Genomic DNA, 15,639 nt, shown 5'->3' with positions numbered 1-15,639 from the left:
AAGCGCGGACCCCGCGGCCCCCGGGCCACCACCCCCGAGTCGACGACCCGGGCCGCTGCTCCCGAGCCGATGCCCACCTCCGAGCCGGTGACCCGGGCGACCGGTCGCCGGGCCTCCGGTGGGGGCTCGCGTGGCGCCGACCTGGCCCGGTCGGCCACGGACGGCTGGCCATCGGTAGACGAATGGCACGAACAACGCGCCCGCCTCCGAGCCACCGCCTCCCAGACCCCCACCCCGGACGACGACCACTCCTCCTCCGCCGACACGGGGGCGGAGGACACGGCTGCCCGCGCCGGGCTGGATGACATGACCGGCCAAGCCGGGGCTCACGACGCGGACGTCCAGGCTGAGGCGGACGACGCAGCCGTCGTGGCTGACGTCGTCGTCCTCGACGAGGTGATCGTTCATGCTCAGGTGGAGGACGAGGGCACGTCCGGCGGGCGGACCGTCGACGTGCCTCCGGCGTGGGGCCCGGGCCGGCAGATGGCGGCGCCGACCTTCCATTGGCCGGGTGACCAGCGCAGTCAGGCCGACGGGGAGGACGAGGGGCAGGCTGGTGAAGCCGACGCGAGCTTGAGTGATGCCTCGGGCACCGGGCTCAGTGATGAGGCGCGTGCTGGGCTGGGTGATGCCGCGGGTGTTGGGCCCGGTGGCGAAGCGGGCACGGCGTGGTGGGTCGCTGACCGTGGTGACCTGCCGGACCAGCTCGGTCCTGATGGGCGTCACTCGGCCGATCAGCCCGTCCCGGGCGAAGAAGCCGCACCCGACGGCCGCAGCTCAGGTGGTCGTGGACGAACCGGAGGGCGGGCGTCCCGGGGGCGGTCGGAGGAGAGTGCCGACGCGCCGATCTTCGTCTGGCCGGGAGAGCGCAAGGCCTCTGCCGACAGTGACACCGTTGCAGGCGAGTCTCCCGAGAACGCCCGCCGGGGACGAGCCCGCGAGGCCGGTTCTGGAAGGCGTGAGCGGAAGGTCCAGTCCGACGAGGATCTCTCCGGAAGCCCCTTGGGCGAGCAGAGCGGTCATGAGGGCGCGGACACTGCTGGGCGGCGTACGAGCAGGCGGAGAGCTCAGGATGGTGAGGGCTTCTCCGGACGGCGTCCGGCTGGGCTGAGCGGTGAGGGTGGCGGCGATGCCCCTGTGGATGTCCCTGTGGAGGAGCGCCTGCCGGAGCGGGAGGTTCCGCACGAGCCCGACGGCGTTGAGGAAGCGGCGGCGGGTGCGGCTGCTCCCGCGGAGAAGCACGGCGCCGATGAGTGGCATTCTGAGGTACTGGCCGGAAGCAGCTGGTTCGGCGACGACCAGGACGCGGGTGGGAAGAAGCGTTCGAGCAAAGGACGTCGTGCAGGCGGCCGGGGAACCGGCTGGGGGAGCGGCAGAGGGAGTGGACGTTCCGGGAGAGGCGCGGCGGGCCGTGGCGGGCCGCTGCCCGACGGCCCGGACGCCGACAGTCCCGCCGCGGCGGCACCCGAGGCGGACCCGGAATCCGTGGCACGGGCCATCTGCCTGCGGTTGCTCACCATGGCTCCCAAGACCCGGGCACAACTCGCCGAGGCCCTTCGCAAGCGGGACGTGCCGGATGAGGCGGCCGGAAAGGTGCTTGACCGGTTCGTCGAGCTCGGGTTGATCAATGACGAGGCGTTCGCGGAGGCCTGGGTCGACTCCCGGCACCATGGTCGCGGCCTGGCGAAACGTGCGCTCGCGGCCGAGTTGCGCCATCGGGGCGTGGACACCGACACCGTGAAGGACGCCGTGGAGCGCCTCGACTCCGACCAGGAGGCCGAGACGGCCCGGCGACTGGTGGACCGCAAGCTCTCCTCCACCCGGTCCCTCGACCCGCAGACCCGTACGCGGCGTCTGGCCGGCATGCTGGCGCGCAAGGGGTATTCGTCGGGGCTCGCGTACCGGGTGATCCGGGAGGCTCTTGAACAGGAGGGCATCGACCTGGACGACGACTTCTCCTGATCCCCAGAACCACACCTGACCCGCCCCGACCTCCCTAGACTCCCAACCCCTTCGGGCCCAGAGCCCCTTCGGGCCCAGAGCCCGTCAGGTCCGGAGCTCAAGGGGATCGAGGGTGGGTGGCGGGTGATGCCCGGGGAGTGGTTCGGGTGTGGCTGGGTCAGTGAAGGTGTCCGGTCTGGTGCAGGTGGTCGAAGATGATCTGGTCGACGGGGGACACGCGGTCGCGGTCGGCGTAGGTCAGCCAGGTGACCTCCTCGATCTCGCCGCTGGGTGTCGGTACGCCGTGATGTTCGGCGGTGTAGCAGGTCATCTGCACGGTGATGCCGTCGGCGTGGCCGTGCTCCTTGGCACGGTAGGTGCCCACGTGGCTGGCGGTGGTGGGGACGATGGCGATGGAGAGCTCTTCGTCGATCTCGCGGATCAGGGTGTCGAGGTCGGTTTCGCCGGGCTCACGCTTGCCGCCGGGGAGGTAGTAGGCGGTCTTGCCTCGCGAGCGGGTGCTGAGGATCTTGCCGTCGTCCAGGTGGATCCAGGCGATCTTGTCGATGGTGTCGTCCACTGTGTGCTCCTGTTCGAGGGGACGGGCCGAGGTCGAAGCGTACGGACGGGTTGCGGTTGCGGGCCTGTGGGCAGGGCTGAGTCGCATGGATGGTCTGCAGACCTAGGTGGCCAAGGTTTCACGTTGGGTTTGGATTGTTGGGCTTTGGCTGGGCTTTTGGGGGTTGGAGGGGTGAGGGTGGGGGACAAATGGGGGTGATCGTGGGTTATGTGGTTGATTGGGGAGATGCGGTCCCGTAAGACACGCTTGAGGACGCGTTTGCTTGCTCGTGACCTGTTCGACGCATAACCTCGACGGCAGTGAGGAGTTACTCCGCGCAGCGCGGATTGCCATACGGTGAACGACGGACGAACGAGCTCGGTTGATCGAGGCAGGCGAGGTGTCGGCTATGAGGGCCGATGCCCGGTCCGCCTTGGCCTGACATCGGTCCTGGAGACGACGCCGACCGGGCTTTCCGTGGCGCGCACGTGACCCCTCCCGATTTGGGTCCGCGTTATGAGGTGTCGACGACGCGAGGAGGGCGGGGCGCGCATGCAGCCGCTTGTCGTGGTGCTGATGGTGGCGGTGCTCGTGCTCGCGTTCGGGATGATCGTGGCGCTGCTCGTCGTCATACGCCGTACCTCTGGCGGTCTGCCCCGTAAGGCCCAGCCGAGCCCTGAGCAGGTGGAGGCCGTACACGCGGAGCTTGAGGAGGCGCGGGAACGCGCCAAGGAGATCCGCACCAAGGCGGAGAGCGATGCCGAGGAGATTCTGCGCAGGTCGGAGGGCTCCGCCGAGAGCGCCGCGCAGATGCGGCGGGAGGTCGAGGAGGAGAGCCGGATCCTGAAGTCCGAGCTCAAGGAGCTCCGGACCGATCTCGAACGCAGGGAGGCCAGGCTGGCCGAGCGCGAGCAGCGGCTCGACGAGGAGGCCAGGCGGCAGTCCGAGCGGGACAGGAAGCTGGCCGAGACCGAGGTCGAGCTGGCCGACCGGCGCGAGGAACTGCTCCAGGTCGAGGACGAGCGGCGGATGATCCTGGAACGGGTCGCCGGGCTGACCGGGGAGCAGGCCAAGTCCGAGCTGGTCAAGGAGATCGAGAACCAGGCCAAGCGCGAGGCGGCGCTGATCATCAGGGAGATCGAGGGCGAGGCCCGCAAGGAGGGCGAGAAGCGCGCCACCAAGATCGTGACGCTGGCGGTTCAGCGGGTGGCGGCCGAGCAGACGGCGGAGTCGGTGGTCAGCGTCCTGCATCTGCCCGGTGACGAGATGAAGGGCCGGATCATCGGGCGCGAAGGGCGCAACATCCGGGCGTTCGAGTCGACCACGGGCGTGAATCTGATCATCGACGACACGCCTGAGGCGGTGTTGTTGTCGTGTTTCGACCCGGTTCGCCGGGAGACTGCGCGGCTCACGCTGGAGAAGCTGGTGCTCGACGGGCGCATCCATCCGCAGCGGATCGAGGAGGCGCACGACCGCAGCCGCCAGGAGGTGCAGGACCTCTGCGCGCGGGCCGGCGAGGACGCGCTCGTCGAGCTGGGCATCACGGACATGCACCCCGAGCTGACGCTGCTGCTCGGGCAACTGCGTTACCGCACCTCCTACGGTCAGAACGTGCTCAAGCACCTGATCGAGTCCGCGCACATCGCCGGGATCATGGCCGCCGAGCTGAAGATGAACCAGCAGCTCATGAAGCGGTGCGCGCTGCTGCACGACATCGGCAAGGCCCTCACCCACGAGGTCGAGGGCAGCCACGCGCTGATCGGCGCCGAGATCGCCCGCCGGTACGGCGAGCAGGAGGACGTGGTGCACGCCATCGAGGCGCACCACAACGAGGTCGAGGTCCGTACGGTCGAGGCGGTGCTCACCCAGGCGGCCGACGCCATCAGCGGCAGCCGTCCGGGGGCGCGCAGGGAGTCGCTGGAGGCGTACGTCAAGCGGTTGGAGCGGCTGGAGGAGATCGCGCAGTCGTACGAGGGCGTGGAGAAGGTGTTCGCCATGCAGGCCGGGCGGGAGATCCGGGTCATGGTCAAGCCGGACGCGATCGACGACATCCAGGCGCAGGTGATCGCCCGGGACGTGGCCAAGCAGGTGGAGGAGGAGCTGACGTACCCGGGGCAGATCCGGATCACGGTGGTACGCGAGTCCCGCGCCACCGAGTTCGCCCGCTGATCCCCCACACGCATGCTGCCCCCGAGAGAGGGCGCACGTCCGAAGGTAGGGCACAGGCCAGGGGAAGGGCGCGGGTCCGGGGAAGGGCGCAGGTCAAAGGAGCGGGGGGAAGGCGGGTCGGCGGGCGCGGGGTGGTCGCGCCCGCCGGAAGGTGCCGTCTCCCGCGATGGCGGCTCCCGGGGTCGATGTGAGGGCCGGGCGGATCCCGGGGCGGTGTCAGGCCAGGCGGATCCTTGGGTCGAGGAGGCCGTAGGCGATGTCGACGATCAGGTTGGCCACCACTACGGCGGTCGTGGCCAGGACGACGACGCCCATGATCACCGGCAGGTCCCCGCTGACGAACGCCTGCACCACCGCCTGCCCGATGCCGCCGAGCCCGAAGACCGACTCCGTCACCACCAGCCCGCCGATCAGCGTGCCGATGTCCACGCCGAGCTGCGTCACCACGGGGGTCAGCGCGGCGCGCAGGCCGTGCCGGTAGATGACACGGCCCTCGGGCACGCCCTTGGCACGGGCGGTACGGATGTAGTCCTCGCCCAGGACGTCCAGCATGGACCCCCGGGTGAGCCGGGCGTACGAGGCCGCCTGGACCATGGCCAACGTGATCCACGGCAGGATCAGGTGCCGGGCCCATTCGCCGGGGTTCTCGGAGAAGGGCACGTACGAGTCGGGTGGCAGGATCGGGGCGCCCGCCATGGTGAGCTGGAAGAAGAAGAAGTACAGCAGGAGCAGGCCGACCACGAACGTCGGCATCGAGACCCCGGCCAGGGCCAGCGTGGTCAGCGCGCGGTCCAGGAACGAGCGGACTCGGGTGGCGCTGAGCACGCCGGCGCCGACGCCGAGGCAGAGCCACAGGACGGCCCCGCCGAGCACCAGCGAGAACGTCGGCGGGAAGTCCTGGGCGAGCAGCTTGCCCACCGATTCGCCCGAGAAGTACGACTGGCCCAGGTCGCCGTGCACGAGCCGGCCCAGGTAGTCGAAGTACTGGACGATGGTGGGACGGTCGAGGCCGAGGTTGTGGCGGATCAGCTCGACCTGCTCGGGGGTGGCCTGGCGGCCGGCCAGCGTACGGGCGGGGTCGCCGGGGGCGACGAAGAACAGGAAGAACGTGCCCAGGGAGACCAGCCACAACACGAGCAGCCCGAGCAGCGCCCGCCGCAGCAGGAACCGTCGCAGCATCAGCCCTCCACCTCCTGACGAAGTCCCGGCGTCCCGCCGCGTGACCTGCAAGGTTTCCAAGACCGCCGGGCGGGGTCACGAAGTCGCGGCATCGGACCTCCCGGTGGCGGGAGCCGGAGCCGGCGGGGAGCGGCGCTTGCGGCGTCGCCGGCTGAACAGCCGTTCCATCCGGGGGTCGATGGCGTCCCTGATCCCGTCGCCGACCAGGTTGAAGGCCAGCGTCGTGATCAGCAGCGACGCCGCCGGGAACCCCAGATACCAGTACGCCACCCGGTAGAACCCCTGGGCCTCGCTCAGCAGGTTCCCCCACGACGGGGTCGGCGGCACGATTCCGAGCCCCAGATAGGACAAGGTGGACTCGAACACGATCGCGGCCGGCACCAGCAGCGTGGTGAGCACGATGACGGGGGCCAGCAGGTTCGGCAGGATGTCCACGAACATGATCCGCGCGTCGCCGGCCCCCAAGGACCTGGCCGCCTCCACGTACTCGCGTTCCTTGAGCGACAGGGTCTGCCCTCGCACCACGCGGGCGATCGCCGCCCAGGAATAGAACGAGATCACCCCGATCGTCGCGGTCAGCGACGGCCCGGCGATGGACACCACCGCGATCGCGAAGATCAGGTACGGGAACGACAGCACCACGTCCATGAGCCGGGACAGGATGGTGTCGATGACGCCGCCGTAGTACCCGGCCAGCAGCCCGACGACCACCCCGATCAGCGCCGCCACGCCGGTCGCGACCACGCCGACGAGCAGCGAGACGCGCGCGCCGTACAGGACCCTGATGAATAGGTCGCGGCCGAGGCGGTCGGTGCCGAACCAGAACTCGCCGTTGGGCCCGACGGGCAGGCCCTGGTCGGTGATGCCGGTGTCGCGGAACTGCTCGTCGGGGTCGTGGCCGTTCCAGGCCGAGATGAGCGGCGCGGCCAGGGCGAGCAGGCACAGCAGCACGACGACGATGCCCGAGATCAGGGCCACCCGGTCGGACCTGATCCGGGCCCAGGCGAGCTGCCAGGGGCTGCGTCCGGCGATCGTGCGGTCGGCGACGACGTCCGGGCGGATCTCCGTGAGTGTCATGCGGTCCTCCCGGCGGTCAGGTCCTCGCCCGCCTCGACGGGGTAGTGACAGGCGACCAGGTGCTCCTGGGGCACCAGCACCGGCTCCTCGGCCGAGCAGCGTTCGCGCGCCTTCGGGCACCGGGGATGGAAGCGGCAGCCGGAGGGCGGGTCGATCGGTGAGGGCACGTCGCCGGTAAGGATGATGCGGTGCCGCCGTTCGGCCTCGTCGGGGTCGGCCACGGCGGTCGCCGACAGCAGCGCGTTCGTGTACGGATGACGCGGCGCCGTGTGCAGCTCCTCCGCGGTGGCCAGTTCGGCCACCTTGCCCAGGTACATGACGGCGATCCGGTCGCTGACGTGCCGTACCACCGACAGGTCGTGCGCGATGAACAGGTAGGTCAGCCCGAAGTCGTCCTGGAGGTCCTTGAGCAGGTTGAGGATCTGGGCCTGGATGGACACGTCGAGCGCCGACACCGGCTCGTCGCAGATGATCAGCCGGGGCCGCAGCGCGAGCGCCCGCGCGACCCCGATGCGCTGCCGCTGACCGCCGGAGAACTCGGCGGGGAAACGGTTGTAGTGCTCGGGGTTGAGCCCGACCCGTTCCATCAGCTCCTGGACGGTACGCCGCAACTCCTGGCCGCTCTGCACCCGGTGGATGACGAGCGGGTCGGCGATGATCGACCCGACCCGCCGGCGCGGGTTCAGCGAGCCGTACGGGTCCTGGAAGATCATCTGGATGTCGCGCCGGTAGGGCCTCATCTGGCGTCGCGGCAGGTTGGTGATGTCCGCGCCGTCGAAGCGCACGCTGCCGGAGGTGATGGGATGCAGGCCCGCGATGCACCGGGCCAGCGTGGACTTGCCGCAGCCGGTCTCGCCGACCAGGCCGAGCGTCTCGCCGGGCGACAGCTCCAGGCTGACGCCGTCCACGGCTCTGACCTGCCCGATCGTCTGTTTGATCAGCATGCCGCTGGTGATGGGGAAGTGTTTGACCAGGTTCTCGACTTCGAGCAGCATCACGCCTCCTCCGCCGTGACCCGCGCCGCCCGCTTGCGCAGCGCCTCCGCCTCCGCGCCGAGCCCGATCGCCTCGTGCGGCAGCCAGCACGCCGAGGCGTGCCCGCGCGCGCCCGCGATGGAGGACAGCGGCGGCCGTTCGGCGGGACAGACCGGCATCACGTACGGGCAGCGCGGATGGAAGGCGCACCCGGACGGGATCGCGATCAGGCTCGGCGGCGAGCCGGGGATGGGCCGCAGCCGGCCGCCCCGGTCGCCGGTGCTGCCCGGGATCGACTCCAGCAGGCCCTTGGTGTACGGGTGGTGCGGGTCGTAGTAGAGCGTGCGCCGGTCGGCCCGTTCGACGACGAGCCCGGCGTACATGACCAGGACCTCGTCGGCCATGCCCGCCACGACGCCGAGATCGTGCGTGATGAGGATGAGCGCGATGTCGAACTCGGCCTGCACCCGCCCGATCAGCTCAAGGATCTGCGCCTGGACGGTCGCGTCCAGCGCGGTGGTGGGCTCGTCGGCGACGATGAGCTTGGGGTTGAGCGCGAGCGACATGGCGATCATCGCCCGCTGCCGCATGCCGCCGGAGAACTGGTGGGGGTAGTCGTCCACCCGGCGGTCGGGGCGCGGGATGCCCACCAGGCCCAGCAGCTCGACGGCCCGTTTCCTGGCCTCGGCGCGGCGGGTGCCCGGATTGTGGACGCGGATCAGCTCCTCGATCTGCCAGCCGACCTTGTAGAGCGGGTGGAGGCTGGTCAGCGGGTCCTGGAAGACCACGCTGATCTCCGCGCCGCGGATCCGGCGCAGTTGCTCGTTGTCGAGTCCGAGCAGGTCGATGCCCTCGAACAGGGCCGTGCCCGAGATGTCGGCGTCGGGGGTCAGCCCGAGTATCGCCTGGGTGCTCACGGTCTTGCCGCTGCCGGACTCGCCGACGATCGCCAGCGTCCGGCCGCGGTCGACGGTGAACGACAGCCCCCGCACCGCCTGGACCACGCCGTCGGATGTGGGGAAGGACACCTGGAGGTCGGTTACCTCAAGCAGGCTCATATGTCTCCCTCGCGGTTGTCCCGCGGGCCCGCCTGCCGGCGAGCCCGCGGGACACCGGTCGTCAAGGCGTGTTGGGGTTCAGCCAGAGGTTGGTGACGTCGTAGACCTGGTACGACGGCAGGTAAAGGGCGTTCTGCACCCGCTTGTTCTTGTAGAGCGGCGTGTTCTGGTTGTTCAGCGGTACCATCACCGCGTCGGCCAGCACCGTCTGGTCGGCCTCGTGCCACAGCGCCGCGGCCTTGGCCTGGTCGGTCTCGGCGAGCGCCCGCTTGATCAGGTCGTCCACCTTGGGGTTGCTGTAGCAGCCGTAGTTGCTGGTGCCGGGGTTGCAGTTGGTCTGGAACAGCGGCTGCATGACCGCACGGCCGTTGGTGCCGTACCAGTCGGGGATCCAGCCGGGGGCCGACAGGTCCCACTCGCTGTTCTTGGCGTGCGAGGGCGTCTGCAGGTAGGTGTAGTAGTCGCCCTGGCGCAGCGGCAGGCCCTTGACGGTGATCCCGCACTTCTTCAGGTCGGCCGCGTACGACTGGAAGTTGGCCGGGTGGTTGCCCGCGTTGCGGAAGGCGCCGATGAGGGTCAGCCCGTTGGGGTAGCCGGCCTCGCTCAGCAGTTGCTTGCACTTGGCCGGGTCGCCCTGGTCGCCCGGCGTCGGGTACGGGTTGTACTCCTGGTAGCCGATGTTGCCGGGCGGGATGACCGTGTGCAGCGCGGTCGCGACGTCTGCGCCGCCGTAGATCTTGGCGATGGCGGTCTTGTTGATCGCGTACTCGATGGCCTGGCGGACCTTGAGCTTGCCCATCGCCCCACCCGCGTTCTTGCTCTGCAGGTTGAACACCACGTACGGGTTCGTCACCGCGCCGGGGAAGATGGTGAAGTTGGGGTCGTTGCCCTTGAGCTGCGGGATCTGCGAGGTCGGCACCGGCAGGTCCCAGGACAGGTCGGCGCTGCCGGCCTCGATCTGCTGCTGGACGGCGTCCGGCTCGCCGACGCCCATCTTGACGTCGATGGCGTTGACGTACTGGTGCCTGATCGGGTCGGACTCCTGCTTCCAGGCGGGGTTCTTCTCCAGCCGGATCGACTTGGTGGCCACGTACGAGGCGATCTTGTAGGGGCCGTTGGAGATCACGTGCTGGCGGAAGGTGGCGTCGTCGGGGACGTACTGGTCGTACTCCTGCGGCGCGGCCGAGGCGAAGTTCAGGGCCAGGATGTTGAGGAAGTCACCGGCCGGCTGGGTCAGGGTGAAGACGAGCGTCTTGTCGTCCTTGGCCTGCACGCCGGCGATGTCGTGGCCGTTCTGGAAGTCGGCCAGGGCCTGGGCGGTGGGCTTGGCCTTCTCGAACGCCTTGATGTAGGCGTCGCAGTACTCGGCCATGCCCTTGATCGTGCTGGTGTAGTAGCCGGGCGCGCCGGAGCCCGCCACCGGGTTGCAGATGCGCTTGAACCCGCGGACGAAGTCGCCCGCCGTCACCGGCCGCGGCGGCTGGGTGTCCCACTGCACGCCGTCGCGCAACTTGATCGTGTACGTGAGCTTGTCGGCGCTCAGACCGCCGTTCGCCTCGGTGGGCAGTTCGGTCGCTATGTCGGGCAGCACCTCGTAGCCCTTGGTGGTGTCGGCTCCCGCCGCGACGCCCTGGAGGGCGTAGAGCTGGCGCGAGTAGCCGCGCATGATCGCGATGGTGACGACGTAGTAGATGCTGGTCGGGTCGAGATGGTCGACGTCGCCCGATCCCACGAGCCTGAGCGTGCCGCCCGAGACGGGGCTGCCGGAGCTCTGGCTCGCCGCGGTGGGCGGAGCGGAGTTGCTGGTTCCGTTCTGCGTCGCGCAAGAGGTGGCGAGCAGAGTTGCCGCCGCCACCGTGATGATGCTGAGATGGCGCAAGCTGGCCATCTGGCCTCCCTCGTGCCGAGATGGGGGTGTTCTTGGCTGGCACAGCTGGGGCGCGTGTCGTGGCCGCGACGCGCGCCCCACGTTTACTGAATCGAGCAACCCATGCCGGAGGAAGACTGTCGAGGTCGGTTACGTAACTGTTTGCGATCAGCGACTGGTCGGTAATGCTGGTTCAGTACGGGAATTGTCTGGAGATCGCGACATTAACTGAATAGCTGCTGGTAGAAGGCCAGCTCGGCGGCCAGGGCCGCGACCCGCGTCTCCAGCCGGCGAAATCCGTGGGATTCGCCGTCGAAAGCGAGATAGGTGCAGGGGACTCCGCGCTCGGACAACGCGTCGGCGAAGGCCGTCGACTGCTCGGGCGGCACCACCGGATCGTCGAGCCCCTGGAGCAGCAGCATCGGGCAGGACACCCCGTCGACCAGGCCGAGCGGCTCCCGGGAGGCGTAGACGGCCGGGTCGTCGCCGACCAGCCACTCCACGTAACGCGACTCGAAGTCGTGGGTGTGCGTGGCGAGCGGCGCGAGCGCGCTGACGCCGTAGTAGGACACCCCGCCCGCGAACACCCCGGAGCGGCAGCAGGCGGCCATCACCGTCCAGCCGCCGGCGCTGCCGCCGCGCACCGCGATCCGGGCCGGGTCGGCCAGCCCGGAGTCGGCCAGCCACTGCGCGGCGGCGACCGTGTCGGCGACGTCGACCAGCCCCCACTGGCCGCGCAGCCGCTCCCGGTAGGCGCGGCCGTAGCCGGTGGAGCCGCCGTAGTTCACGTCGAGCACGCCGATGCCGCGCGAGGTCAGGAACGCCTTCTCCAGGTCGAGCGCCGTGTCGGAGTGGGCGGTCGGGCCGCCGTGCACGAAGACGACGTACGGCGTGGGCTCCTCGCCGACCTGGTGGAGGAAGGCGTGGACGGGCCGCTCGCCCGGCACGACCACCGGCCGCGGATCGGGCAGCCCGGACAGGTCGGGCAACTGCTCGGCGGCGTGGGCCAGCGGCTCGGCCCGGCCGGAGGCGACGTCGACCCGAACGACGGACCGCGGCAGCCTGGCCGCGTGCCCGATGCCCGTGACGGACATGCCGTCGGCCGCGAGCGCGGCCTGCCATCCCGTGTAGGGCAGGTCGAGGTCGTGGAGCGCTCCCGTGGCCGGGTCGAGCACGCCCAGCCGCAGGTCGCCGCGCCCGTGCAGGACCGCGAGCCGCCCGTCGCCGAGCACGGTGTACGGCGCCCCGCCGAGCTGCCACGGCGGCTGCGTGAACTCCTCCTCCACCGGGCACAACGCCCGCGGCGCCCCGCCGTCGAGGCCGCACTCGTAGAGGTTCCACCAGCCGGAGCGGTCGGAGACCAGGTAGAGGGTGGAGTCGTCCTTCCAGGCGGGCGACAGGACGGACTCGGCCTCGCCGCCCAGCACCGTGCGGGTCTGCCCGTCGCGCAGCCGGACGACGCGCAGCTCGGTGCCGTCCCAGGGCATGCGGGGGTGGTTCCAGCAGACGTAGGCCAGGTGGGCGCCGTCGGGGGACAGGACGGGCGAGGCGTAGAAGTCGTGGCCCGAGGCCCGTTCGCGGGGCTCGCCGCCCGCCAGCGGGATCGACACGACGGAACGGGCGATCTTGCCGTGCTCGCCGTGGCGTTCGCGCACCGCCCAGACCTCGCCGTCGCGGACGGTCAGGTCGGCGTAGCGGGAGCCCTCGGCGGTGAGGGGTTTCGGCTGGCCGTTTCGCCCGACAAAGTACAGGCGCTGGTCGGCCAGCCCGGCGAAGACCACGTCGCCGTCCGGTGTCACGGCGAAGGGGCGGCCGCCGTACTCGTGGACGCGGGTGCGGGCGCTCCAGGGCGCGGGCAGCAGGTCATGGCAGGTGCCGTCGGCCTCGCGGCACACGATCGCGGTGCGGCCGCCCTCACCCGGACGGTCTTCTGTCCACCACACCCGGCCACCTCGGGCGACGGGCCATCCGGGGCGCAGACCGGCGGCGGCGACGTCGCGGGCGGAGATGGGGGACGGCCAGAAAGGCATACCCGCATCCTGCCGGAAGATCCGGGGCCGTGGGGCGCGATCAAGAACATCTCTCCTGCGGCGGCATCGAGGTGGGCAGCCTGAGCCCGGTGTCGCCGAACCATTTGCGCAGCAGCCGCGTGGCCGTCCCGTCCCGCCACATCTCGGCCACGGCCTGGCCGGCGGCCTCGCAGGTCTTGATGTCGCCCTTCTTCAGCCCGATGCCGTACAACTCGTCGGTGAAGGGGTCGTTGAGCAGCCGGAACTGGCCGGGGGCCTGCTGGGCGAAGCCGGCCAGGGACAGGTCCTCGGTGGAGACGGCGTCGAGCTCGTTCGCGGAGAGCTTGCGCACGCAGTCGGAGTAGTTGGCCGCGGGCACGGCCACGACGGGCAGGTCGAGCTTGCCGTCCGGCGGAGGGGCGGCGACCCGTTTGAAGGAGTTGGAGCCGGCCACCTGGCACACGCGCTTGCCCCGCAGGTCGCCGACCTCGCGGATGGTGGGATCATCGGCCCGGACCATCGTGTCCTGGTGCACGAGCACGTACGGGCCGGCGAAGGTGACCTTGGGCCTGCGGGACTCGGTGATGGAGTAGGTGGCGAACACCATGTCCACGGTGCCGTTCTGGAGCAGCGCCTCACGGCCCGCGGCGGGCGCCTCCCACCAGGTGATGCGCACGGGCCGGCCGCCGGCCAGCTTGGCGACGACGTACCGGGCGACGTCCACGTCGAAGCCCACGGGGTCGCCGGGGCCGGACTTCAGGCCCAGGCTCGGCTGGTCCCACTTGGTGCCCACGATGACCTGGCCGGTGCCCTTGATCTTGCCCACGACGCTGGAGTAGGCGCCGCCGCCACCGCACGCCACCGGTACGGCGACCGCGGCCGCGCCGGCCAGCGCCACCACGACTCCACGCATCCGCACGCACAGGAGTCTGCGGGCTGGGCGGCCCCGGAGGGCCGGTCCGCGTGCCGCGTGGGCGAAGATCTGAGGCTTTCTTTACGAGACGGCGGCGGCCGGGAGCTCCGGAGCCGTCCGCGGGGGTACGGCGGCGGGCCCGCGAGCCCGCCGCCGTACCCGCCGGTCACTCCACAGGGATGTCGGGCGCCATGCCGCCGCCCTCGGTGCCCTGGCCGGTGCCCACGCCGACGGAGGCCGCGCCCGGGGTGGCGATCGGCCGCGCCGTGGTCTTCCTGCTGCGACGGCTGCGCCGCTCCAGCAGGGTGGCCAGGTGGCTCAGCGTCATGTTGAGCGCCACGTAGATGATGCCGATGACGATCGCCGCCGGGATCAGCGAGCCGAAGTACGCGGCCGGCAGGATCTTGAACCCGGTGTTGAGCAGGTCGACGTAGGCGATGATGTAGCCGAGCGCGGTGTCCTTCAGCAGCACCACGAGCTGGCTGACGATCGCCGGCATCATCGTCGTGACCGCCTGCGGCAGCAGCACCAGGCGCAGCACCTGGTTCTTGCGCATGCCCACCGCGTAGGCGGCCTCGGCCTGCCCCTTGGGGATGGCGTGCACGCCCGCGCGCACGATCTCCGCCAGCACCGAGCCGTTGTACAGCATCAGGCCCAGCACCACCGCGATGAAGGCGTAGTCGCCGCCACCGGCGATGGCGGGCGCCAGGTAGAAGATGAAGAAGATCAGCAGCAGCAGCGGGATGGACCTGAAGACCTCCACCACCGTGGCCGCCGGTACCCTGATCCAGGCGTGGTCGGAGAGCCTGGCCAGGCCGAAGACCGCGCCGAAGACCATCGCGAGCACCGCCGCGGTGGCCGCCGCCTTGAGCGTGCCGAGCAGGCCGGGCAGGATGAACTCCTGCCACACCTCGGCCGTCAGGAACGGCTGCCAGATCTTGCCGTCCCACTGGCCCTTGGCGTCGAAGCCCCGGTAGACGAAGTACGCCACGGCCAGGACCGCCAGGACACTGATCGCCGTCAGCAGGTGGTTGCGCAGCCGGGCCCGCGGTCCGGGGGCGTCGAACAGCACGGACGCGCTCATCGGGCCACCGCCAGACGCCGGGCCAGCCAGCCGGAGAAGAAGCCGATCGGCATGGTCACGATCATGAAGGCCACGACCACCCCGAGGAAGATCGGGATCGAGGCTCCCGTCGTGTCGAACGTGAGCTTCATCTCGGCGGCCACGTCGGCGGCGTACCCGCCGGCGACCGCCACCGTCGTGTTCTTGATCATGGCGATCATCACGCTGGCCAGCGGCGCGATGACCGATCGGAACGCCTGCGGCAGGATGATCAGCCGCAGTGTCTGCATGAAGTTCAGCCCGATCGCCCGGGCCGCCTCGGCCTGTCCCATCGGGACCGTGTTGATGCCCGAGCGCACCGCCTCGCACACGAACGCCGACGTGTAGACCGACAGGCCCATCGAGACGATCCAGAAGGAGTTCGTCCGCGGCTCGCCGGAGAAGACGAGACCGAGCTTGTCACTCAGGCCCAGCGCCGAGAACGCCAGCACCAGGGTGAGGGGGGTGTTGCGCACCACGTTCACATAGACCGTGCCCACCGCGCGCAGCACGGGCGTCGGGGAGACGCGCATCCCGGCCAGGACCGTCCCGAGGACGAGCGAGACGACCGCGGCCACGAGCGCGATCCTGATGTTCCCCCAGAAGCCCATCGCGAGGTCGGGCAGGTACTTGATTAGTTCATCCATCGTGCTCCACCGCATAGAGCGGCGGGGGGCGGGGGGCCGGGCGCCGGCCCGGGGGGGGGGGGCGGGGACCCGCCGCGGGGGGGGGGGGGGCGGCGCGCAGAGAGCCGCGGGTGGCCCCCCTCGCCGAGGACCCACCCGGGGGGA

General features: G+C 70.5%; 12 protein-coding genes. 2 read left to right on the top strand and 10 right to left on the bottom strand.

Features of this window, described 5'->3' with window-relative positions; all coding sequences use genetic code 11:
- Positions 1-306 precede the first annotated feature (306 nt).
- Positions 307-1,962, top strand: a complete 1,656-nt coding sequence (locus ABZ815_RS05415; protein ID WP_357694256.1) for a RecX family transcriptional regulator — start codon at positions 307-309, stop codon at positions 1,960-1,962.
- Between the two features lie 157 nt (positions 1,963-2,119).
- Here ABZ815_RS05415 and ABZ815_RS05410 read toward each other — a convergent pair whose 3' ends face one another.
- Positions 2,120-2,521 carry an NUDIX domain-containing protein gene (locus ABZ815_RS05410; protein ID WP_357694255.1) on the bottom strand — a complete coding sequence of 134 codons (402 nt, stop codon included), beginning with the start codon at positions 2,519-2,521 and terminating at the stop codon, positions 2,120-2,122.
- 531 nt (positions 2,522-3,052) lie between these two features.
- Here ABZ815_RS05410 and rny point away from each other — a divergent pair.
- Positions 3,053-4,669 (top strand): ribonuclease Y, encoded by a 1,617-nt coding sequence (gene rny, locus ABZ815_RS05405; RefSeq protein ID WP_357694253.1) that lies wholly within the window; start codon positions 3,053-3,055, stop codon positions 4,667-4,669.
- 216 nt (positions 4,670-4,885) lie between these two features.
- On the opposite strand, the gene ABZ815_RS05400 is transcribed toward rny, so the two are convergent.
- The 9 genes from ABZ815_RS05400 to ABZ815_RS05360 all read right to left on the bottom strand — a co-directional run bounded on the left by ABZ815_RS05400 (position 4,886) and on the right by ABZ815_RS05360 (position 15,495).
- Entirely contained in the window at positions 4,886-5,848 is a 963-nt protein-coding gene (locus ABZ815_RS05400; protein ID WP_357694251.1) for an ABC transporter permease, read from the bottom strand.
- Between the two features lie 75 nt (positions 5,849-5,923).
- Positions 5,924-6,925 (bottom strand): ABC transporter permease, encoded by a 1,002-nt coding sequence (locus ABZ815_RS05395; protein WP_357694249.1) that lies wholly within the window; start codon positions 6,923-6,925, stop codon positions 5,924-5,926.
- Entirely contained in the window at positions 6,922-7,920 is a 999-nt protein-coding gene (locus tag ABZ815_RS05390; protein ID WP_357694247.1) for a dipeptide ABC transporter ATP-binding protein, read from the bottom strand. Before ABZ815_RS05390 ends, ABZ815_RS05395 begins: the two co-directional genes overlap by 4 nt.
- Complete coding sequence (locus ABZ815_RS05385; RefSeq protein WP_357694245.1) at positions 7,920-8,957, bottom strand: ABC transporter ATP-binding protein; 1,038 nt, start codon at positions 8,955-8,957, stop codon at positions 7,920-7,922. The genes ABZ815_RS05390 and ABZ815_RS05385 overlap by 1 nt, the downstream gene beginning before the upstream one ends.
- Before the next feature lie 61 nt (positions 8,958-9,018).
- Positions 9,019-10,845, bottom strand: coding sequence for an ABC transporter substrate-binding protein (locus ABZ815_RS05380; protein ID WP_357694243.1), 1,827 nt, complete (start codon positions 10,843-10,845; stop codon positions 9,019-9,021).
- A gap of 203 nt (positions 10,846-11,048) precedes the next feature.
- Positions 11,049-12,854 carry a prolyl oligopeptidase family serine peptidase gene (locus tag ABZ815_RS05375; RefSeq protein WP_357694241.1) on the bottom strand — a complete coding sequence of 602 codons (1,806 nt, stop codon included), beginning with the start codon at positions 12,852-12,854 and terminating at the stop codon, positions 11,049-11,051.
- 40 nt (positions 12,855-12,894) lie between these two features.
- Positions 12,895-13,746, bottom strand: coding sequence for a glutamate ABC transporter substrate-binding protein (locus ABZ815_RS05370; protein ID WP_357694655.1), 852 nt, complete (start codon positions 13,744-13,746; stop codon positions 12,895-12,897).
- Positions 13,747-13,912: 166 nt separating this feature from the next.
- Positions 13,913-14,830, bottom strand: a complete 918-nt coding sequence (locus ABZ815_RS05365; RefSeq protein ID WP_357694238.1) for an amino acid ABC transporter permease — start codon at positions 14,828-14,830, stop codon at positions 13,913-13,915.
- Positions 14,827-15,495 carry an amino acid ABC transporter permease gene (locus ABZ815_RS05360; protein ID WP_357694236.1) on the bottom strand — a complete coding sequence of 223 codons (669 nt, stop codon included), beginning with the start codon at positions 15,493-15,495 and terminating at the stop codon, positions 14,827-14,829. Before ABZ815_RS05360 ends, ABZ815_RS05365 begins: the two co-directional genes overlap by 4 nt.
- Positions 15,496-15,639 lie beyond the last annotated feature (144 nt).

The organism is Nonomuraea sp. NPDC047529, assembly GCF_040642995.1.
Taxonomy (GTDB): Bacteria; Actinomycetota; Actinomycetes; order Streptosporangiales; family Streptosporangiaceae; genus Nonomuraea.
Note: the sequence above shows the minus strand (reverse complement) of the source record. Positions and strands in the feature narration are given on the sequence as shown.